This window comes from Rhodovibrio salinarum DSM 9154 (genome assembly GCF_000515255.1).
Classification (GTDB): domain Bacteria; phylum Pseudomonadota; class Alphaproteobacteria; order Kiloniellales; family Rhodovibrionaceae; genus Rhodovibrio; species Rhodovibrio salinarum.
The window spans coordinates 1,669,246-1,688,760 of sequence record NZ_KI911559.1 but is presented as its reverse complement, the minus strand read 5'-3'; the positions used below and the strand labels follow the sequence as shown (position 1 = coordinate 1,688,760).

Below are 19,515 nucleotides of genomic sequence, written 5' to 3'. Positions count from 1 at the left end.
GATGGACGTTAGTGAGAATGCGAACCACTCGCAACAATGAATCGCCGCGCCAACAGGCGGCGGCAAGCTACAGAATCGGCGACTAAAACTCCTGTCATGGAACCTGGCTGGCATCTGCCAAGCACAGTTAGACCGCTTAAACCACAAGAGCCTCTAAAGCGTTCCCCACGTGAGTGGTGTGTCGGGAAATTTCCTTGAGGCGGGCCCCTTTGAGCTCCATGAGGCTGCTTTTCCGAGTTACGGCTAAACAACCACGCTGGCGCCGTCTTCGGCCCGCCCGACGTGCCCACGGAAGGCAGCGAACAGGTCTCGGCCAAGGCCATGGTGATAATCGGACAGGTCAGGCCGCGCGGGCTCGCGCGCCGCCAGTTCGTTGGCGTCCAGCTTGACGTTCAGGCTGCCCGTGATTGCGTCCAGACACACGACGTCGCCGTCGCGCAACCGTGCCAGCGGCCCGCCGTCGGCCGCCTCCGGGCATACATGCACGGCTGCCGGCACCTTGCCCGAGGCGCCCGACATGCGGCCGTCGGTGACCAGTGCAACCTGATGCCCCTTGTCCTGCAGCACCCCCAGCGACGGCGTCAGGGAGTGCAGCTCCGGCATCCCGTTCGCCCGCGGTCCCTGGAAGCGCACCACCACGATCACGTCACGGGCCAGCTCACCGGCCTTGAAGGCAGCTATCATCTCCTCCTGGTCGTGGAAGATCCGAACCGGCGCCGTCACCGTATGGTGCTCCGCTTTCACCGCCGAGGTCTTGATCACGCCAGTGCCCAGGTTCCCGCGCAGCAGCTGCAGACCGCCGGTCGTCTGGAAGGGCTCATTGGCCGGCCGCAGGATCGAGTGGTCCAGGCTCTCCGCCTGTCCGTCCGCCCAAACGACCTCGCCGTGGTCGTCCAGTTTGGGTTCCTGGGTATAGCGGTGTAGGCCGTCTCCGGCGATCGTGCGCACGTCCGCGTGCAGCAGGCCACGGTCGAGCAATTGCCCGATCATGAAGCCCAGGCCGCCGGCCGCGTGGAACTGGTTCACGTCGGCCAGGCCGTTGGGGTAGACCCGCGACATCAGCGGCGTGACCTCCGACAGATCCGACATGTCCTGCCAGGTTAGCTGCACGCCCGCCGCCCGCGCCATCGCCAGCAGGTGCAGGGTCAAATTGGCCGAGCCACCGGTGGCGAGCAGGCCAACGACACCGTTCACGAACGCACGCTCGTCGAGCACCTCCGAGATCGGCGTGTAGGCGTTGCCCAGTGCCGTGATCGCAAGCGCGCGACGCGCGGCCTCCCGCGTCAGGGCATCGCGCAGCGGCGTGTTCGGATTGACAAAGCTGGCGCCCGGCAGATGCAGGCCCATGAACTCCATCAACATCTGGTTCGTATTCGCCGTGCCGTAGAAGGTACAGGTCCCCGGCGCGTGATAACTACGCATCTCGGCGCGCAGGAGTTCCTCGCGACCGATCTCTCCAGCGGCGTAACGCTGGCGTATCTTCGACTTCTCGTCGTTGGGCAGGCCCGAGGGCATCGGCCCGGCCGGCGCGAACACCGCCGGGATGTGCCCGAAGCTGGCCGCAGCGATCACCAAGCCGGGCACGATCTTGTCGCACACGCCCAGGAAAATCGCGGCGTCGAACGCGTTGTGGCTCAACGCCACGCCGGTCGACAGTGCGATCGTGTCGCGGGAGAACAGGCTGAGCTCCATGCCCGGCTGCCCCTGGGTGACGCCGTCGCACATCGCGGGCACGCCGCCGGCAACCTGTGCGGTCCCGCCCGCCTCACGCGCGGCCGCGCGGATCAACTCGGGAAAGCGCTCGAACGGCTGGTGCGCCGAAAGCATATCGTTATAGGCGGTCACGATGCCGATGTTGCCGGCGTTGCCGCTGGCCAACGCGTTTTTGTCATGGACGCCGCAGGCGGCCGTCACGTGGGCCAGGTTGCTGCACGACAGACCCGCCCGGACCGGGCCCTCTTCGGCGGCGCGGCGAGATCGCTCAAGATAGGCGCTACGGGTCTCCTGGCTACGCTCGCGGATCCGCTCGGTTACCTGCGCGACTGTCGAATTCAGCATTGTTCCAACCTTCCGTTCGGCGCTGCGTGCGCCTGCCATGCCGACACACGTCAGTCGGCGTAGACCACCTCAACCGGGCCGGCACGCGTCAGCACAACCCGCACCGGCGCCTCTAAGGCCGATGTCGCCGTCAGGGCAGCGTCGAGCGCCGCCCGTTTCTCCGTACCCTGGATCAACAGGTAAACTTGGCCGGCGCCGCACAGCACGGGGGCACTCAGGCTGACGCGCGGTTCCCCTGCGCCTGGAGCGTGAACCGCGACCAGCGACTGCAGACACGCCGGGTCCAGCGCCTCTTGCAACTGCTCGGCCCCCGGGAACAGCGAGGCCGTGTGGCCGTCCGCCCCCATCCCCAGCACACAGACGTCGAGCGGCAGCATGCGTTCGTCGAGCTCCCGGCTTTGCCGCTCTGCCCCGGTTTCAGGGGATAAACCCGGCGCGTAAAGCGGCACGAACTCGGCTGCTGCCGCAGGTCCGTGCAACAGATTCGCCCGCACCAGGCGCGCGTTCGACCGCGCGTCCTCCGGCGGCACCCAACGCTCGTCCGTCAGGGTCACGCGCACCCGCATCCAGGCAATATCCGCCTGGGCGAGCGCGCGCAGGAAACGGCCTGGCGTTTCGCCCCCCGGCACGGCGAGCGTGGCCCGCCCCCGCGCGTCGATCGCGGCAGCCAAATCCCGGGCGACGCGCTCGGCCAAGCCGGCAGCCAAGAGGTCGCGATCCGGGAAAGCTGTCACGGGCGGGCTGTCCACGCCGGCGGTCATATCGCGATCTCCCGCCAGCGCCGACCGTCGCGATGCATCAGCATCAGCGCATCCTCCGGACCTGACGAGGCGATGTCGTAAGGCGTGGGGCGATCCCGCCGCTCCGCCCAGTCGGTGATCAGCGGATCGATCCAGGCCCAGGCCGCCTCGACCTCGTCACTCCGCATGAACAGCGTCTGGTCGCCGCGCACGACGTCCATCACCAGCCGTTCATAGGCGTCGGGCATCCGCAGGTCCGGCTGCCCCAGACCATCCGCGAAGGTCATGTCCAGGTTGGCCCCGGTCAGCCGCATGCCGCCGGGACCGGGGTCCTTGATGGTCATGCTGAGCGTGATCCCCTCATCCGGCTGCAAGCGGATCGCCAGCACGTTCGGCAAGGGCTCGCCAGCCGAATGCGGAAAGATCGAGTGCGGCGCGTCCTTGAAGAAGACCGCGATTTCCGACATCCGGGCGCGCAGACGCTTGCCGGTGCGCAGGTAGAAGGGCGTGCCCGACCAGCGCCAGTTCGCCACCGCCGCCTTGATCGCCACGAAGCTCTCGGTGCGTGAAGCCGGATCGCCGACGTCTTCGCCGTAGGACTCCAGGCGCTCGTTGCCGCGGTACTGGCCGCGCACGATGTCGTCGCTGCCGGATGGCGGCGTCAGCGAGCGCAGCACCTTCACCTTCTCGTCGCGCACCGCGTCTGGATCGAAGTGCGCCGGCGGCTCCATCGCGGTCAGGCAAAGCAGTTGCAGCAGGTGGTTCTGCACCATGTCGCGGGTCGCGCCGGTGGCGTCGTAGAAGCCCCCACGCCCGGCGACCCCGACGCTTTCCGCCACGGTAATCTGGACGTGATCGACGTGGCGCGCGTTCCACACCGGCTCGAACAGCGCGTTGGCGAAACGCAGCGCCATCAGGTTCTGGACCGTCTCCTTTCCCAGGTAGTGGTCGATCCGATAGATCTGACCCTCCTGAAACACCTCGGCGAGCTGGCTGTTCAGATCGCGCGCCGAGGCGAGGTCGTGGCCCAGCGGCTTTTCCACCACGATGCGGACATTCGACCCATTCAGGCCATGCGCCGCCAACTGCCGGGCGATCGGGCCGAACAGATCGGGGCCAACCGACAGATAGAACACGCACGGCCGGTCCTCGCCATGTGCGAGCCGGTCCGACAGCGCCCGCCAGTCGTCATCACTGTCCACGCTAAGCGGCACGTAGCCCAACAGACTGACAAATCGGCGCAACGAGTCCGCATCGCGGTGATCGGCGGCGACATGGTTCTGGATCGCCTCTTCGGCCAGTTGCCGGAAGCCGTCATCTTCCATGGGGCTACGCCCGGTGCCCAGGATCCGCGCGGCTTCGGGCAACTGCCCATCGCGGAACCGCTGATAGAGCGCCGGCAGCAGCTTGCGCTTCGAGAGGTCGCCCGTGGCCCCGAACACGATGAGGTCGAAGGCCGGGACCGGCACGACGCGTGCAACCATTAATGCACCTCCAGATCCAGCGCGGGCAGCTCCGCGCGGTAGGCCAAGTCAGCGCCGCGGCGCGCACAGGTAAGGGCGGCAGCGGCCATCGCGAAGTCAAGTAAGCGGGACAAGGCTTCGGCGTCGAGCGCAGCGACGGCCTGGCCGGTCAGCCGACCGCTTTCAAGCAGCGCCGCGATCAGCGCGGCCTGAAACGTGTCACCAGCCCCGACCGCGTCGACCACATCCACGCGCCGTGCCGGCATCCGGACGTGCTCTGCGGCGGTGAACGCTTCCGCGCCCTGCCCGCCGGCCGTCACCACCACCAACTTCGCCCCCGTCGAAAGCCAGCACCGGGCAATCTCGGCCGGCGCGACCCCAGGGTACAGCGTTTCCAGATCCTCGACACTGACCTTTACCAGATCGGCCGTCTTGACGAAGGCGGCGATGCGCTGACGCCAGAGTGCGAGGTCCGGCTCGACTGTCGGCCGCACGTTTGGATCCAGCGTGATGAGCCGGCGGCCAGCTTCCCGGTGCGCGAGTTCGAGCAGACTGCTCCCGGTCGAATCGGTCACCAGCGAGTAGGACCCGAAATGCAGGCCGGAAACGTCTTCACCCAGCTGCGGCAGATCCTCCGCAGCCAGCGCGCGGTCGGCCGCGCCGGTCCCGTAGAAGGCATAGGCCGGATGGCCGTCGGGTCCGAGATCGACCAGGCTAAGCGTGGTCGGCGCCTGTTTCGTCATCAACAAGGCGGTATCGACGCCCTCGCGGTCCAGAGCCGCATGCAGTCGACGGCCCAGGCTGTCAGCCGACAACCCCGTCAACAGCGCCGACCGCTTTCCCAGCCGGGCGACGCCAACAGCGACGTTGAACGGCGAGCCGCCGACCCGGGCGTCGAACTGGAGGTCGCCCGAGGACGTCTCCCCCCCGAACAGGTCCCAAAGCGCTTCCCCACAAACGACAAACATGGTGCCTCAGTGCACCGGGTCCGGCGCGTGGGGGGCCGGCGGTTCCATCGCACCCGTCATGATCGCGACCGCGTCCGACATCGTGCACGCGTCGGGTTTGAGGACGGCGTGGCGCCGCCCCAGCCGATGAACGTGAATACGGTCGGCAACCTCGAACACGTGCGGCATGTTGTGGCTAATCAGAAGCACCGACAAACCACGCGCCTTCACGTCCTGGATCAGCTCCAGCACCTTGCGACTCTCCTTCACGCCAAGGGCGGCTGTCGGCTCGTCCATGATCACCACCTTGGAGCCGAAGGCTGCCGCCCGGGCCACCGCCACACCTTGCCGCTGACCGCCGGACAGCGTCTCGACCGGCTGACTGATGTCCTGAATCGTGAGCAGGCCAAGCTCGTTCAACCGCTCACGCGCTAGCTCATGCATCCGCTTGTGGTCGAGCATCTTGAACCAGTTCCCCCGCACCCCCGGTACGCGAATCTCGCGGCCCAGGAAGAGGTTGTCCGCGATCGACAGCGAGGGCGCCAGGGCCAGCGTCTGGAACACCGTCTCGATGCCCGCCTTGCGCGCGTCCATCGGGCCGTTGAAGTGGACCGGTTCTCCCGCGATGCGGATCTCGCCCGCATCCGGGATGGTGGCGCCGCAGATCGCCTTGATCAGGGTGGACTTGCCAGCGCCATTGTCGCCTATGACGGCCAGCACCTCGCCCTGATGAAGATCGAAATCGGCGCCGTCCATCGCCGTGACCCGGCCGTAACGCTTGACCAGGTTACGACCCTGCAGAATGGGGATGCGTGTCGTCATCACGCGGATACCTTTCTGAGCCACTGATCGATTGCGACCGCGAAGATAATAAGGGCACCGACAGCGAACTGCTGCCAGAGCACATCGACGCCGGACAGATTGAGGCCGGAGCGGAACACCCCCACGATCAACGCCCCGATCAGCGTGCCAAGGATCGAGCCACGCCCGCCGAACAGTGAACAGCCTCCAATAACCACCGCCGTGATCGCGTCGAGGTTGCCCTCGTAGAAGGATTGCGGCGACACCGAGCCAACGCGGCCGATCGACACCCAGGCCGCCAGGGCGCACAGGGTACTCGCGAGCATGTAGACGCTGAGCAGAACGCGCCGGGTGGGAATGCCGGCCAGGCGAGCGGCATCAGCATCGTTGCCGACGGCGTAGACGTGACGCCCCCAGGCGGTCTTGTTCAGCACGTACCAGCCCAGCGCGAACAGCGCCAGCATCAGCAAGGCCCCGGTCGTGAACTGAGCTCCAAGAACATCGAAACGGGTCCCGAACACCTTCAGCGCCGGGGCCGACGTGTTGATGTCCTGAGAGCGCACCGACTGGCCACCCGAAAGGAACAGGGTCAGGGCGAAGAACATCTTCCACGCACCCAGCGTCACGATAAACGGCGGCAGGCGAAAACGCGTGACAAGCATGCCGTTCATGAAACCGCAGGCCGCCCCGCAGAGCAGACCGATGGGGACCGCCACGAAAGTGGGCATGCCCTGATAAACAGCCAGGTTCCCCATGACCACGGCAGACAGCATCATCACCGCGGCGACCGACAGATCGATACCAGCGGACAGGATAATCAGCGTCTGCGCGACGCCGAGGATACCGATGATCGTCACCTGCTGGATGATCAGGGTCAGGTTGAAGGCCGTGAAGAAGTTGTTCGCCACGGCCCCGAATACGACCACACTCAGCGCCAGCACCAACATCGGCACCGCCGTCGGGTTGACGTGCAGAAAGTGGTGCACCCGCTGGATCGGGCTACGCGCATGCTGTTCAAAGGAGGCAACCTCCTCGGGGCTGCCTTCGACCATGGTGTCGTATCTCTGCGACGCGCCCTTTTGGGGAGCGGATTGATCGGACATAGCTCACTGCCTCGGATGACGGGGCACAGCCCACGCGGCCGGGCGGACCGCGCAGGCAATCTGCGGAAGCGGCAGGGTCACCCCCAGCACTTCTCGAGGCCTTCCTCAGGGGAGATCGACGGCACCCCCTCAACGGGATCGTCGGTCACGAGTTCCACGCCGGTGTTGACGAAGTTCGAGTCCGCGCCGGTCTTCGGCAGCTTGCCGGTGTCGGCGTACTCTACGACCGCGTCGACGCCCATCTTGGCCATCCGCAGCGGGAACTGCATCGACGTCGCGCCGATGACGCCGGCCTTGACGTTCTTCACCCCCGGGCAGCCGCCATCGATCGACACGATCAAGGCTTGATCCTCGAAGCCGAAGGAACGCAAGGCCTCGTACGCGCCAGCGGCGGCCGGCTCGTTAATGGTGTAGACGACGTTGATGCCAGGGTTCCGCTGCAGCAGGTTCTCCATCGCACGGCGACCGCCCTCGGCCGAGCCCTGGGTCACGTCGTGCCCGACGATCCGTGGATCCTCCTCGTCGCCGATGTCCTCAGGGTCCTTCACGTCGATACCGAAGCCGGTCAGGAATCCCTGATCGCGCGCCACGTCGACGGAAATTTCCTTGGTGTTCAGGTCGAGCATGGCAATGCGCGCATCGCTCGCCGCATCGCCCAACTGAGCCCGGGCCCACTGACCAACCAATTTACCCGCTTCGAAGTTGTCCGTCGCGAACGTGGCGTGCGCGGCTGACGCCGGGGTCAGCGCAGTGTCCAACGCGATCACCAGGATCCCGGCCTCGCGGGCCCGCTCGACCACTGGCACCAGAGCCGAGGAATCCGAAGGCGTCAGTAGAATACCGTCGGCCCCGGCGGCGATCAGGCTTTCGATCGCCTCGATCTGCGAGCCGACATCGCCATCGTAATTGCCGGCATAGGAGCGCAGGTCGACACCGTGCTCCTCGGCAGCCTGAGCCGCCCCCTCCGTCATCTTCACGAAAAAGGGATTGGTCCGCGTCTTGACCACGATCCCCACAAGCGTGTCGTCGTCAGCGGCGGCAGCACCGACAGAGCCGGCAACGATACTGGCGCACACGACGGTGGACGCCAGAAAGCGAAACAGCCTCGACATAGCATTTCCTCCCAGAAACTTGCTTTCGACGGTCCCAGGTGCCGGCTCGGACGTTGTCACCGCCTCTTGCACAACCGGCCCTTCTTCCGGGCACCGCACCTTTAGAAGATCAGCTTTCCCACACCAGATCAATAGATAAATCAAGTTGATTTTGTTATTATCTGACGCATACTGACGGTGGTGTTAGGCTATGGTGCGCAGGCTCATGCGTATCAGCGGCAAGGAGACGGAATGGCGCGGGACACCGACGGCTACGGCGAGCAATCGGACGACCAACGCGGCGGCGATCGCGCCGGGCTGCGGGCTTACAATGAACGCCTTATCCTGTCCGTCATCCGCCAGCGCGGCCCCCTTTCCAAAGCCGAACTGGCCCGCGTGACGGGACTGAGCGCGCAGGGCGTCTCCATCATCGTAAGTGGCCTGCTCAAGGAGAAACTGGTTCGTAAGGAAAGCAAGGTCCGGGGGAACGTCGGCCAGCCCTACACCCCGATCGCCCTGCACCCGCGCGGCCGCTTCTCCGTCGGCATCAAGATCGGCCGACGCAACCTGGAAGTCGTCCTGTTGGACTTCGTCGGCACGGTCATCGCGCACGAGCGCATGGACTATGCCGGCCCCTACCGGCAACAGGTGATCGCGTCGGCGCAGGACGCGCTATCGCGGACGCTCGACACGCTTTCGGCGGAAGAGCGGCAGCGCACCATCGGGATCGGCATCGCCATGCCCGGCGACATGCACGCCTGGGCGTCGGAACTGGGTCTCGAGCCCGGCGCGCTCGACGACTGGCAAGGCGCGGATCCGGCCGATGAACTGCAGGCCGCCACCGGCCTGCCCACCTTCCCGTACAACGATATCACCGCCTCCTGCGCCGCCGAGATGTACTTCGGCGAGGCGATTACCGCGCGGAGCGTCGTTTACCTGTTCGTCGGTGGTTTCATTGGCGGCGGCATCGTGCTGGACGGCCGGCTGCACACCGGCAGCCGCGGCAACGCCGGGGCGCTCGGCTCAATGCCCATGGACAGCGCGAACGGCACAGAGGGACCGCCTGATCAGCTGATCCACCGCGCTTCTCTGATCTTTCTGCAACGGGACCTCAACGCGGCGGGCCTTGACGGTCCGGGACTGATCGCGGGCCGGGTCGACGATCTGCGCGGGGAGGAAATCTTCCAGGCTTGGTGTGCACGCGCCGGCGCCGCCATCGCTCGCACGGTCGTCTGCGCCGCTAGCGTGTTCGACTTCGAGCAGGCGGTGATCGACGGCGTCATGCGCGCCGACTGGCAAGATCGCTTGGTCCATAAGGTCCGCCATACGCTGACCGACCTAAATCTCTCCGGCCTCTCGCCCATCACGATCGAGACCGGCAGCGTCGGCGAGCAAGCCCCCGCGCTCGGGGCTGCCCTGATGCCTTTAACCCTCCGCTTCACGCCGCACGCCGACCTGTTGGTGAAGCAGACGCCCACAACGGAAACCCTATCTTCTGCGGGCGCCGACGACTCTGTCGGCAATCGACTCGTGCAGAGTGAATCGTGAACTCTGCGAGGCTGCAAATAGGAGGTGTCAGCTTGATCGCGGTCGGCCCGCCTGTCTTGCGGGCCGACCGCAACCGCGACTAGATCAGGCTGAAAGGTCAAGGACCATTCGGCCCTCGATTTTTCCGTTCCTCATCCGGTCGAAGATGGCGTTGATATCATCCAGAGGCGCCGTATCGATGGTGGCTTTCACCTTGCCCTTGTCTGCGAAATCCAGCGATTCCTGCAGGTCGAGCCGGGTGCCCACGATCGAGCCGCGCACCGTCACACCGTTCAGCACCATGCCGAAGATGTTGAGCGGGAAGTCCCCTGGGGGCAAGCCGTTCAGGGCTACGGTTCCGCCGCGATCGACCATGCCCACGGCCTGCTCGAACGCCTTTTCGCTGACGGCGGTCACAAGCACGCCCTGAACGCCACCGCCGGTTTCTTCAACAACCTTCGCCGCCGGATTATCTTCGTTCCGGGCGTTCACGGTTACCGCCGCGCCAAGACGCCGGGCAAGGTTGAGCTTGGCGTCGTCGATGTCGACGGCGACCACGTTCAGCCCCATTGCGACGGCATATTGCACCGCCATATGACCAAGGCCACCAATCCCCGAGATCGCCACGGTATCACCCGGCTTGGTCTCGGTCATCTTCAGGCCCTTGTAAACCGTCACACCGGCGCAAAGGACCGGTGCGATCTCGTTGAAGTCCACGTTCGCCGGCAAGTGACCGACATAGTCGGGGTCGGCGAGCACATAGTTGGCAAAACCGCCATTCACCGAATAGCCGGTGTTCTGCTGGCTCTTGCACAGCGTCTCCCAGCCAGCCAGGCAGTGCCGGCAATGGCCACACGCGGTGTAGAGCCAGGGCACGCCAACCCGGTCGCCTTCCTTGACGTGGTTCACCCCCTTGCCGACGGCAGAGACATAGCCAACGCCTTCATGGCCGGGAATGAACGGCGGCTCGGGCTTGACCGGCCAGTCGCCTTCGGCGGCATGCAGATCGGTGTGGCATACGCCAGAGGCCTGGATCGCCACCTGGATCATGCCGGGCTCGACTTCCGGGACGGGAACCTCGTCGATCTGCAGGGGCGACCCGAATTCGCGGACGACGGCTGCTTTCATCTTTTTCGACATCGTTCTACCTCCCTCAAAAGAAGCCAAGCTTTTTGGGATCGTAGCTGACCAGCATGTTCTTGGTTTGCTGGTAGTGGTCGAGCATCATTTTGTGGGTCTCGCGCCCGATGCCCGATTGCTTGTACCCGCCAAAGGCCGCGTGGGCGGGATAGCTGTGGTAGTTATTGACCCACACGCGGCCCGCCTCGATCCCACGGCCCATGCGGTAGCAACGGTTCATATCGCGGCTCCAGACACCCGCACCCAGACCGTACAGAGTGTCATTGGCGATCTCTAACGCCTCGGCCTCGTCTTTGAAGGTCGTGACCGATACGACGGGACCGAAGATCTCCTCCTGGAAGACACGCATTTTGTTGTGTCCTCTCAGGATCGTCGGCTGGATATAGAACCCCGCCGACAGGTCGCCTTCCATCTTCGCCGCACCGCCGCCGGTCAGCACCTCGGCGCCTTCTTCCACGCCGATGGTCAAGTAGGACATGATCTTGTCCTGCTGCTCCTCGCTGGCCTGGGCGCCGACCATGGTTTCGGGGTCGCGCGGATCGCCCTGCTTGATCGCCTTCACACGGGCAATGCAGCGTTCGATGAACTCTTCGTAGATATCTTCCTGGATCAGCGCACGGCTGGGACAGGTGCAGACCTCGCCCTGGTTGAACGCAAACAGGACAAAGCCTTCGACCGCCTTATCGAGGAACGCGTCATCCTCGGCCATGATGTCCGAGAAGAAGACGTTGGGGGACTTGCCGCCCAGTTCCAGCGTCACCGGGATCAGGTTCTCGGTCGCGGCCTCCATCACCTTGCGCCCGGTCACGGTCGAGCCGGTGAAGGCGATCTTGGCGATACGCGGGCTCTTGGTCAGCGCGGCCCCGGCTTCCGAGCCATAGCCATTGATCACGTTCAGCACGCCGTCCGGTAGCAGGTCGGCGATCATCTCGGCCAGCACCATGATCGCCGCGGGCGTCTGCTCGGCCGGCTTCAGCACGACGCAGTTGCCCGCCGCCAAAGCGGGGGCCAGCTTCCACGCCGCCATCAGGATCGAGAAGTTCCACGGAATAATCTGGGCAACGACGCCGAGAGGCTCGTGGAAGTGATAGGCCACGGTTTCGCCGTCAATCTCGGACATCGTGCCTTCCTGCGCCCGCAGAACGCCTGCGAAGTAGCGGAAGTGGTCGATCGAGAGCGGGATGTCGGCGGCCGTGGTCTCGCGGATCGGCTTGCCGTTGTCCCAGGTTTCGGCCTGGGCCAGCAGGTCGAGGTTGCTTTCCATCCGATCGGCGATCTTCAGGAGGATGTTCGCACGCTCGGCCGCTGGGGTGGCGCCCCAACCGGCTTTGGCGGCGTGGGCAGCGTCGAGCGCCTTTTCCACGTCACCCGCACCGGAGCGGGCAACTTGGCAGACTCTCTGTCCGGTGATCGGTGTTACGTTGTCGAAGTAAACGCCTTCAACCGGGGCGACGAACGCACCGCCGATGAAATTGTCGTACCGATCCCGGAAAGGAGAGGCGTAGGTACTTTCGGGTTTGCTAATCACGTTCATGAGTGTTTCTCCCTTGGTCACCGGTTTCTTCTTTCCGGTGTAGGGACCATCATGACACGGGGGATTGATGGCGAAAGCTGGCCGAACCAGCGAATGCACACGCAGTGTCTCAGGCGTGAGACAGGTACGCCGACCTATCTGTCGATATTGAGCTGCCGCATCCGGCGATAGAGCGTGGCCCGCCCGATCCCAAGCGCTCGGGCAGCCTGTGAGACATTCCCGTCCGTACGGGCGATCGCGCGCACAATCGCGGCACGTTCCGCCTTCTCGAACCCCGTGGGTCCATCCCCGCGACCGAAGATATCCACCGCAGGACGCGGCTTGATCGGGCCGGTCGGTTCCAGCCCGAAGATGCGCCGCGCCGCGCGGGTCGCCCCGATGACAAGATCATCCCCATCCACGGCCAGCAGGACAGCCGCATCCACATCGGCGGTATCGGCTGTGATGATGCGCGCGCCGGGGAACGCCGACTTGAAATTGCAGGCTTCGATCGCCTGCGCGGACTGGGCTACGGCAGCGGCGAGCAGCCGATTGAAGCCCTCGGTCTGATCGACCCGCGCCGAGGAAACGTCGAGCGCGGCGAGCAGGCGCCCCTCGGCCCCGAAGATTGGCGCGTCCATGCAGCTAAGGGCGGTGTTGCGCGCTAGGAAGTGATCGTCGCGATGGATGGTGACGCGGCGCTTTTCGGCCAAGCACGTGCCAATCCCGTTCGTACCCTCGCACGCCTCGCTCCAGTCGGCCCCGGGATGCAGACCCCAGTCGCGAAACGTGCGGGCGTCCGCCTCGGCGTACCTTCCTTCAAGCACGATCCCCGCCTCGTTGGTCAACAGAACGCCGCACCCCGAAGCGCCCACAAGTCCGAAAAGCTGGTCCAATTTCGGCGCCGCCAGATCGATCAGCCGGCCCAGTTCGTCCCGCCTCTGGGCCAACTCGCGCTCCTCGATCAGATCGGGTGCCCTGCTCCAGGCCGGATCCAGCCCGTAACGCTCCATCGAGCGCCGCCAGGACGCAGCCAGAGACGAACAGGCCGCGTCCGACTTGGATCCAACCACGCGGAACACTTTTTCTGCGTGTTCTCTTTCCTGCCGCATAACGCACCTCCAGGGCCGTGGCGGCATCGGGCGGTGACGTCCCGAGCCGTCCACTTATGAGCGTTGCGCAACCTCCCGCCTCTGGCGAAGTCCCCGTCTCATCATCTCTACGGCTTCCGCAAATACACCTTGTCGTTCTTCAAGCGCGGAATCGCAGAGCGTGAGTTCCATTTATCGTTCATATGGAGACACCGCAGCTTAAACGCATTCAAAGGCCTTCTTCCAGTAGTTATCCGCCGGACAAAGCCCGCGCGCCGACGCCACGGCACGAATGGACCACGTGATCAGTTGATCCACCGCGCCTCTTTGGCCTTGCTGCAAGGGGAACTCAACGCTGCAGGCCTTGACGCGCCAGGGCCAATCGCGCGTTGGCCGACATCGACATGCACCGATGCGCTATCCCGCCTTTGTGCCGCCTGCCAGCCTCCAGGACTCATAAGCAAATATCGGACACGCGCAACAGCGCCCGCCAATCACGCACGTTCCGCCAAACGCGCGTGCAGCACATCGATTTCCGTTTCCGCAAAAACCTCGATGCCGTTCTCGCGCAGCAGAGCGGTGGTGACCCCCGCGCCAACGTGCTTGCGGCCGAGGAAACTGCCGTCATAGATAAAACCGCTGCCACACGAAGGGCTGCCATCCATTAACAAGGCGAAGCGGCACGCGTGCGCGCGCGCCGTGGCCAGCGCGGCCTCGGCGCCGGCAACATACAGGCTGGTTACGTCGGCGCCTGTCGCCTCCGACACCTGCCCCTTTCCCGCAAGAACCGCTTGGCCGTCCCGCGCGTTCGAGATTTCGGCCGGCGGACGCGGCACGCTAAACCCCGCCGTCAACTCGGGGCAGATGGCAACCAGGCGCCCCTCCTGCCGCCATTGCGCCAATCGTGGGTGCTCAACCAACTTGGCCGAGCCGTTGTAACGCACCGGGCGGCCGACAAGGCAGGCGCTAACAAGGATTTTTTCCATCACCCGTCCGAGGCCTCTGTGGGGAGAATAGAGAGTGGGGAACGGTGGGTCGGCGGAAATATATTTTTGTTTTTGCTAGAAAACTGGCGGAGGGGGAGGGATTCGAACCCTCGGTACGGGGAATACCCGTACACACGCTTTCCAGGCGTGCGCCTTCGACCGCTCGGCCACCCCTCCGCGTTGACGCGCCCGCTATCGTTCTGCCCCAGGAACACACGGGGCCAACGCGGGCGCAGATATGATGTCGTCGCCTGCGGCGGAGTCCCGCCGCGCGGCGCGGGCGCAACCTAGCGAAGGCATCCCGGCGATGCAACAAGGCGGCAACCGCCGACAGCCAACGTCCATGCGCCTGTCCCCCAGGCGCCTGTCCGAGGCGCGCGGAAGGATACAGATGCGGGCCCGCCCCTTCCCCGCCGGCTTAACCTGCCCTAGGGTTCGATGGCACCTGTGCGGCGCCGTCGATACCGCGCGGGCGCCGGATGGGGGCACACATAAAGCGGGGAGCGAGCGCGAATCGTGCGGTTTATTTTTGGACTTCTGGGCCTGCTGGCCCTGCTGGTCGGACTGGCAACGAGCGGGCTGCTCGCGGCCGCGGCGGCCTCCGGCCAGCCGCTGATGCAGCCGCTGGGGCAGATCTGGTTCACGCTGGACGCCGGCAGCCTGAACCTGGTTCAGGCGACGATCGAGCGGGGCCTCTGGCCGCCGCTTTGGCAGTCCGGGGTATTCCCGCTGCTGCAGCAGCCCGCCCCCTATGTTGCGCTGGGCGCGCTCGCGCTTGCCCTCGTGCTGTTCCTGCTCACCCGTGCCGGGCGGAAGCGCGACCACAAATTCGGCTGACACCGGACAGCCGCGCGCCCTCCCCGCACGGACTTAGGCTGAGCGCACCTCCGTCAGGAAGCCGTTGACCGCACCGCGCAGCGTTTCCGCCTGCTCGGCCAGCTGGTCCGCGGCACTGCTGACATTACCCGTGGCCTGGGAGGTTTGCTGCGCGGCCTCGCGCACACTGGTCAGATTGCCCGACACGGATTCCGTGCCCTGGGCCGCCTGCTGCGCGCTGCGGCTGATCTCGGCGGTGGTCGCGGTCTGCTGTTCCATCGACGCGGCGATCGCGCTGGTGGCCGAACTGATCTCATCGACCTCCTGGACGATCTGGCGGGTGCCGCCCACGGCCGCTTCGGAGGCCCGCTTTACCGCCGTCAACTGGGAGGCGATGCTGTCGGTCATCCGCTGCGTCTGATTGGCCAGCGTCTTCACCTCGCCGGCGACGACGGCGAAGCCCTTGCCGGCATCGCCGGCACGCGCCGCCTCGATCGTCGCATTCAGCGCCAGCAGGTTGGTCTGCTCGGCCACATCGCCAATCTGGCTGACGACCTCATCGATCTTCGCAACGGCCTGCTGCAGTTCGTCCATACGCTGACCGGCATCCTGCGCGCTGGTCGCGGTCGCTTTCAGCTTCTCGGCGGCGTTTGCGACCTGCCCGTTGACCTCCTGGATCGCCGCCGACAGCTCCTCCGCGGCCGACGCCACCGTCTGAACGCTGCCCGAGGCTTGGTCGCCGGCGCTGGCGGCCGACGCGGTCTGGGTTTCAGTCGCATCAGCGGCCCCGGTCAACTGCTTGGCAGTCGCCTGCAGCTCGGTGGCCGCGGAACCGACCATGTCGACGATTCCACCGATCTCCTGGTCGAAGCGATCAGCCAGCTGGTGCATCGCCGCGCGCTTCTCCGCCTCGTTACGCTCGGCTGCTTGCTGCTGCTCGGCCTCCAGCCGGCGCTTCTCCAGCGCGTTGTCCTGGAACACTTGCAGCGCCTGCGCCATGCCCCCGACCTCGTCGCGGCGCGCGCTCTCGGTGATCTCCACGTCGAGGTCGTCATCGGCGATCCGGCGCATCTTGGTCGACAGGCCACTCAGCGCGCCGATCATATCGCGCTGGATCGCCAGGACCACGCCGGCCGCGATCAGCGCCAGCACCAGGATGACCCCGCCAACGCGCAGGGCTAGACGGTTGAACGCGGCATCGACGTCGTCGAGGTAGACGCCGGTGCCCACGAACAGATCCCAAGGTTCGAACGCGATCGCATAGCTAAGCTTACGCTCCGGCGCTTCGGACCCGGGACGCGGCCACATGTAATAGAGATGCCCACCCCCCGGCTGCTGCGACAAGCGGACGAGCTCCTGGATCAGCTTCATCCCGTTGCTGTCGGTCATCCCGAACTTGTTCTGCCCCACCATCGACGGCTTTGCCGGCATGACCACGTTGGTGCCGTCGAAGGCCCAGGCGAACAGGTAGTTCCGCCCACGGTCGAACCACATCGCGTTCAGCGTCTCGCGAAACCGCCCGATCGCTTCCTCATGGGTGAGTTCACCCGCCTCGACCTGCGCCTCCAGGCTGTCCGCGACACCGTGGGCGGTCTCGGAAAGGTCACGCAACTTGGCGATGCGGTCCTCGATCATGTTCTCGTGCGCGAAGTAGAGGGCCGTCCCCGTGGCGAGCAACAGCGCCAAGACCGCCACCGCGAGCAAGCTCCACAGCTTCGATCGGATCGTGATGTTCTTAAGCGACATGGTTTTGATAACTCGGGCAATACAACGAAAAAACCGGCCCAGGCCAATCCCGGGCCGGCTGACTGCGTTGCAGAGCTAACCGATAAATCGCTAAGAAAAAATTGAAGTAAATACTTTCGACATAAAATAGAAATGAAGGTGACAGGGTGCGTTAGTGTTCTTTCTTAGAACTTTCGTAAAAACACACCCCTGACGACCGATAGGTTCACGCCCCTTACTGATCGTCCATCTTGAGCGCCGCCAGGAAGGCCGACTGCGGAATCTCGACCTTGCCGAACTGGCGCATCTTCTTCTTGCCTTCCTTCTGCTTCTCCAGAAGCTTGCGCTTACGCGTGACGTCACCACCGTAACACTTCGCCGTGACGTCCTTGCGCATCGCCGGCACGGTTTCGCGCGCCACCACCTTACCGCCGATCGCGGCCTGTACCGCGACCTTGAACAGCTGCCGCGGGATCAGCTCCTTGAGCCGCTGGCAGACCGACCGGCCGCGCGGCTCCGCCTGGCTGCGGTGGACGACCAGGGCGAGCGCGTCGACCCGCTCCTGGTTCACCAGGATGTCCAGCTTGACCAGATCGCCTTCGTGATAGCCGGCCATCTGGTAGTCGAACGAGGCGTAGCCGCTGGTGATCGACTTCAGCCGGTCGTAGAAGTCATAGACCACCTCGTTGAGCGGCAGCTGGTAGACCACCATCGCCCGGTCGCCGGCGTAGGTCAGGTCCTGCTGAATGCCCCGGCGCTCCTCGCACAGCTTGAGCACGTTGCCGAGGTAGGTGTCCGGCACCAGGATGGTCGCGGTGATCCAGGGCTCCTCGATCGCCTCGATGTGCATGCGATCGGGCATATCGGTCGGGTTGTGCAGCTCGACGATCTCGCCGCTGGTCTTCATCACCCGGTAGATCACGCTCGGCGCGGTGGTGATCAGGTCAAGGTCGTATTCGCGCTCCAGGCGCTCCTGCACGATCTCCAGGTGCAAGAGCCCCAGGAAGCCGCAACGGAAGCCGAAGCCGAGCGCGGGCGAGTTCTCCGGCTCGAACTGGAAGGAACTGTCGTTCAGGCGCAGCTTGCCAAGCGCGTCGCGCAGCTGCTCGTAATCCTCCGTGGAAGCCGGGAAAAGGCCGCAGAACACCACCGGCACGGAGGGCTTATAGCCCTCCAGCGGCTTATCGCAGGGGTTCTTCTCGTCGGTGATCGTATCGCCGACCTGCGCCTCGTCGATGTCCTTGATGCCGGAGATGATGTAGCCAAGGTCGCCCGGCCCCAGTATCTCGCCCTTGGTGCGGGCGGGCTGGAAGGTACCAACCTCGTTGACGTCGTGCAGCGCACGGGTGCCCAGCATGCGGATCTGCGTGCCCTGCTTGACCTGCCCCTCCATGATCCGGGTCAGCACCACCACGCCCATGTACTGGTCGTACCAGCTATCGACCAGCAGGGCCTTCAGCGGCGCCTGGGCGTTGCCCTCCGGCGGGGGAATCCGCTTGACGATCGATTCCGTGACGTCGGCCACGCCCTGCCCGGTCTTGGCGGAGATCAGCAGCGCGTCGGTCGCGTCCAGGCCGATCACGTCCTCGATCTCCTGCATCACCCGCTCCGGCTCGGCCGCCGGCAGGTCGACCTTGTTCAGGACCGGGATGATCTCGAGGTTGTGGTCGAGCGCCAGGTAGACGTTGGCGAGCGTCTGCGCCTCCACGCCCTGGCTGGCGTCGACCAGCAGGATGCAGCCCTCGCATGCCTTCAGCGAGCGCGAGACCTCATAGGAGAAGTCGACGTGGCCGGGCGTATCGATGACGTTGAAGGTGTAAGCCTGCCCGTCCGTCGCCCGATAGGTCAGGCGCACCGTCTGCGCCTTGATGGTGATGCCGCGCTCGCGTTCCAGGTCCATGTTGTCCAGGAACTGCTCGCGCATCTCGCGCTCGCTCACGCCCTCGCACAGCTGGATCATCCGGTCGGCAAGGGTCGACTTGCCGTGGTCGATGTGCGCGATGATGGCGAAGTTGCGCGTGTGCTGCTGATCGGTCATGCGGAGCTTTTAAGGGTTTCGTGTGTTGGGAGCGACGCGCGGCCCGGGGCGCGGCGCAGGCGGCGGCCCGGCCAGCCGTCTGCGGCGCCGTCATCGCGGGTGATGCGCGCGGGCGGGCGCGACCATAGGCGCCGCGCCCGATCCACGCAACTGGCCCGACGACGACGCCGGCTCTCTTCCCGTCCGCCAGGGCCTCCAGGCCCCGGCAGCGTGCCTGTGATGCACCATCGTCCCATCCGCCTTAGCCTTTGACTGCCCGATTTCTGCCCAGAGATCGGTGAACCAATCCCGAGGTAAGCGCGTAGTCAGGGGTGGTTCGCGGTGGTCTCTTCCCGTCTTTCGGATCACCGCGAGCCGGGCCCCGCATGCCGGGCCCTCGGGCCGCCCGTCAGGCACGCCATGCCCGTTCGTGCGGGCGGGCGGCCCAGCTCTTCTATCACAATGAGGCGAACTTGGTTGCGCAGGGTGCCGACGGA

Annotated in this window: 15 protein-coding genes and 1 tRNA gene; 2 read left to right on the top strand and 14 right to left on the bottom strand. The window is 65.3% G+C overall.

The features are described from left to right. Positions 1-243: 243 nt before the first annotated feature. The 7 genes from edd to RHOSA_RS0107825 form a co-directional block, all read right to left on the bottom strand. The gene (gene edd / locus RHOSA_RS0107855; RefSeq protein ID WP_027288240.1) at positions 244-2,058 is read right to left on the bottom strand and encodes a phosphogluconate dehydratase; all 1,815 of its coding nucleotides are present in this window, start codon (positions 2,056-2,058) and stop codon (positions 244-246) included. A gap of 50 nt (positions 2,059-2,108) precedes the next feature. Then, positions 2,109-2,819 carry a 6-phosphogluconolactonase gene (pgl, locus tag RHOSA_RS0107850; RefSeq protein WP_027288239.1) on the bottom strand — a complete coding sequence of 237 codons (711 nt, stop codon included), beginning with the start codon at positions 2,817-2,819 and terminating at the stop codon, positions 2,109-2,111. After that, positions 2,816-4,282, bottom strand: a complete 1,467-nt coding sequence (gene zwf / locus RHOSA_RS0107845; RefSeq protein ID WP_027288238.1) for a glucose-6-phosphate dehydrogenase — start codon at positions 4,280-4,282, stop codon at positions 2,816-2,818. The genes pgl and zwf overlap by 4 nt, the downstream gene beginning before the upstream one ends. Next, positions 4,282-5,229 (bottom strand): carbohydrate kinase family protein, encoded by a 948-nt coding sequence (locus tag RHOSA_RS0107840; protein WP_027288237.1) that lies wholly within the window; start codon positions 5,227-5,229, stop codon positions 4,282-4,284. Before RHOSA_RS0107840 ends, zwf begins: the two co-directional genes overlap by 1 nt. A 6-nt stretch (positions 5,230-5,235) precedes the next feature. Beyond that, positions 5,236-6,030 carry an ATP-binding cassette domain-containing protein gene (locus RHOSA_RS0107835; RefSeq protein WP_037255899.1) on the bottom strand — a complete coding sequence of 265 codons (795 nt, stop codon included), beginning with the start codon at positions 6,028-6,030 and terminating at the stop codon, positions 5,236-5,238. Continuing rightward, positions 6,030-7,112 carry an ABC transporter permease gene (locus tag RHOSA_RS0107830; RefSeq protein WP_027288235.1) on the bottom strand — a complete coding sequence of 361 codons (1,083 nt, stop codon included), beginning with the start codon at positions 7,110-7,112 and terminating at the stop codon, positions 6,030-6,032. Before RHOSA_RS0107830 ends, RHOSA_RS0107835 begins: the two co-directional genes overlap by 1 nt. A gap of 77 nt (positions 7,113-7,189) precedes the next feature. Next, positions 7,190-8,224 (bottom strand): substrate-binding domain-containing protein, encoded by a 1,035-nt coding sequence (locus tag RHOSA_RS0107825; protein ID WP_027288234.1) that lies wholly within the window; start codon positions 8,222-8,224, stop codon positions 7,190-7,192. Between the two features lie 231 nt (positions 8,225-8,455). Here RHOSA_RS0107825 and RHOSA_RS21220 point away from each other — a divergent pair, with 231 nt between their 5' ends. Further along, positions 8,456-9,751 (top strand): ROK family transcriptional regulator, encoded by a 1,296-nt coding sequence (locus RHOSA_RS21220; protein ID WP_051431932.1) that lies wholly within the window; start codon positions 8,456-8,458, stop codon positions 9,749-9,751. Between the two features lie 84 nt (positions 9,752-9,835). Here the strand turns inward: RHOSA_RS21220 and adhP are convergent, their stop codons facing one another. The 5 genes from adhP to RHOSA_RS0107795 form a co-directional block, all read right to left on the bottom strand. Then, positions 9,836-10,870 (bottom strand): alcohol dehydrogenase AdhP, encoded by a 1,035-nt coding sequence (adhP, locus tag RHOSA_RS0107815; RefSeq protein ID WP_027288233.1) that lies wholly within the window; start codon positions 10,868-10,870, stop codon positions 9,836-9,838. 13 nt (positions 10,871-10,883) lie between these two features. Continuing rightward, positions 10,884-12,404 (bottom strand): aldehyde dehydrogenase, encoded by a 1,521-nt coding sequence (gene adh / locus RHOSA_RS0107810; protein WP_027288232.1) that lies wholly within the window; start codon positions 12,402-12,404, stop codon positions 10,884-10,886. 134 nt (positions 12,405-12,538) lie between these two features. Then, the gene (locus RHOSA_RS0107805; protein WP_027288231.1) at positions 12,539-13,495 is read right to left on the bottom strand and encodes a helix-turn-helix domain-containing protein; all 957 of its coding nucleotides are present in this window, start codon (positions 13,493-13,495) and stop codon (positions 12,539-12,541) included. A 473-nt stretch (positions 13,496-13,968) separates the two neighbouring features. Then, complete coding sequence (locus tag RHOSA_RS0107800) at positions 13,969-14,460, bottom strand: 2-thiouracil desulfurase family protein (RefSeq protein WP_037255891.1); 492 nt, start codon at positions 14,458-14,460, stop codon at positions 13,969-13,971. An 84-nt stretch (positions 14,461-14,544) separates the two neighbouring features. After that, positions 14,545-14,637: transfer RNA gene (locus RHOSA_RS0107795), tRNA-Ser, on the bottom strand. A gap of 339 nt (positions 14,638-14,976) precedes the next feature. Here RHOSA_RS0107795 and RHOSA_RS21215 point away from each other — a divergent pair. Further along, positions 14,977-15,297, top strand: a complete 321-nt coding sequence (locus tag RHOSA_RS21215) for a hypothetical protein (RefSeq protein WP_051431931.1) — start codon at positions 14,977-14,979, stop codon at positions 15,295-15,297. Between the two features lie 33 nt (positions 15,298-15,330). Here the strand turns inward: RHOSA_RS21215 and RHOSA_RS0107785 are convergent, their stop codons facing one another. Both RHOSA_RS0107785 and lepA read right to left on the bottom strand, forming a co-directional pair. After that, entirely contained in the window at positions 15,331-17,022 is a 1,692-nt protein-coding gene (locus RHOSA_RS0107785; protein WP_027288229.1) for a methyl-accepting chemotaxis protein, read from the bottom strand. A gap of 214 nt (positions 17,023-17,236) precedes the next feature. Beyond that, positions 17,237-19,039: a translation elongation factor 4 gene (lepA, locus tag RHOSA_RS0107780; protein ID WP_027288228.1), complete on the bottom strand. Its 1,803-nt coding sequence runs from the start codon at positions 19,037-19,039 to the stop codon at positions 17,237-17,239. Positions 19,040-19,515: the final 476 nt, after the last annotated feature.

Bases quoted from the DNA above. Each gene is read 5' to 3' on its own strand.
- edd (WP_027288240.1), bottom strand. From the start codon at position 2,058: ATGCTGAATTCGACAGTCGCGCAGGTAACCGAGCGGATCCGCGAGCGT.
- pgl (WP_027288239.1), bottom strand. From the start codon at position 2,819: ATGACCGCCGGCGTGGACAGCCCGCCCGTGACAGCTTTCCCGGATCGC.
- zwf (WP_027288238.1), bottom strand. From the start codon at position 4,282: ATGGTTGCACGCGTCGTGCCGGTCCCGGCCTTCGACCTCATCGTGTTC.
- RHOSA_RS0107840 (WP_027288237.1), bottom strand. From the start codon at position 5,229: ATGTTTGTCGTTTGTGGGGAAGCGCTTTGGGACCTGTTCGGGGGGGAG.
- RHOSA_RS0107835 (WP_037255899.1), bottom strand. From the start codon at position 6,030: ATGACGACACGCATCCCCATTCTGCAGGGTCGTAACCTGGTCAAGCGT.
- RHOSA_RS0107830 (WP_027288235.1), bottom strand. From the start codon at position 7,112: ATGTCCGATCAATCCGCTCCCCAAAAGGGCGCGTCGCAGAGATACGAC.
- RHOSA_RS0107825 (WP_027288234.1), bottom strand. From the start codon at position 8,224: ATGTCGAGGCTGTTTCGCTTTCTGGCGTCCACCGTCGTGTGCGCCAGT.
- RHOSA_RS21220 (WP_051431932.1), top strand. From the start codon at position 8,456: ATGGCGCGGGACACCGACGGCTACGGCGAGCAATCGGACGACCAACGC.
- adhP (WP_027288233.1), bottom strand. From the start codon at position 10,870: ATGTCGAAAAAGATGAAAGCAGCCGTCGTCCGCGAATTCGGGTCGCCC.
- adh (WP_027288232.1), bottom strand. From the start codon at position 12,404: ATGAACGTGATTAGCAAACCCGAAAGTACCTACGCCTCTCCTTTCCGG.
- RHOSA_RS0107805 (WP_027288231.1), bottom strand. From the start codon at position 13,495: ATGCGGCAGGAAAGAGAACACGCAGAAAAAGTGTTCCGCGTGGTTGGA.
- RHOSA_RS0107800 (WP_037255891.1), bottom strand. From the start codon at position 14,460: ATGGAAAAAATCCTTGTTAGCGCCTGCCTTGTCGGCCGCCCGGTGCGT.
- RHOSA_RS0107785 (WP_027288229.1), bottom strand. From the start codon at position 17,022: ATGTCGCTTAAGAACATCACGATCCGATCGAAGCTGTGGAGCTTGCTC.
- lepA (WP_027288228.1), bottom strand. From the start codon at position 19,039: ATGACCGATCAGCAGCACACGCGCAACTTCGCCATCATCGCGCACATC.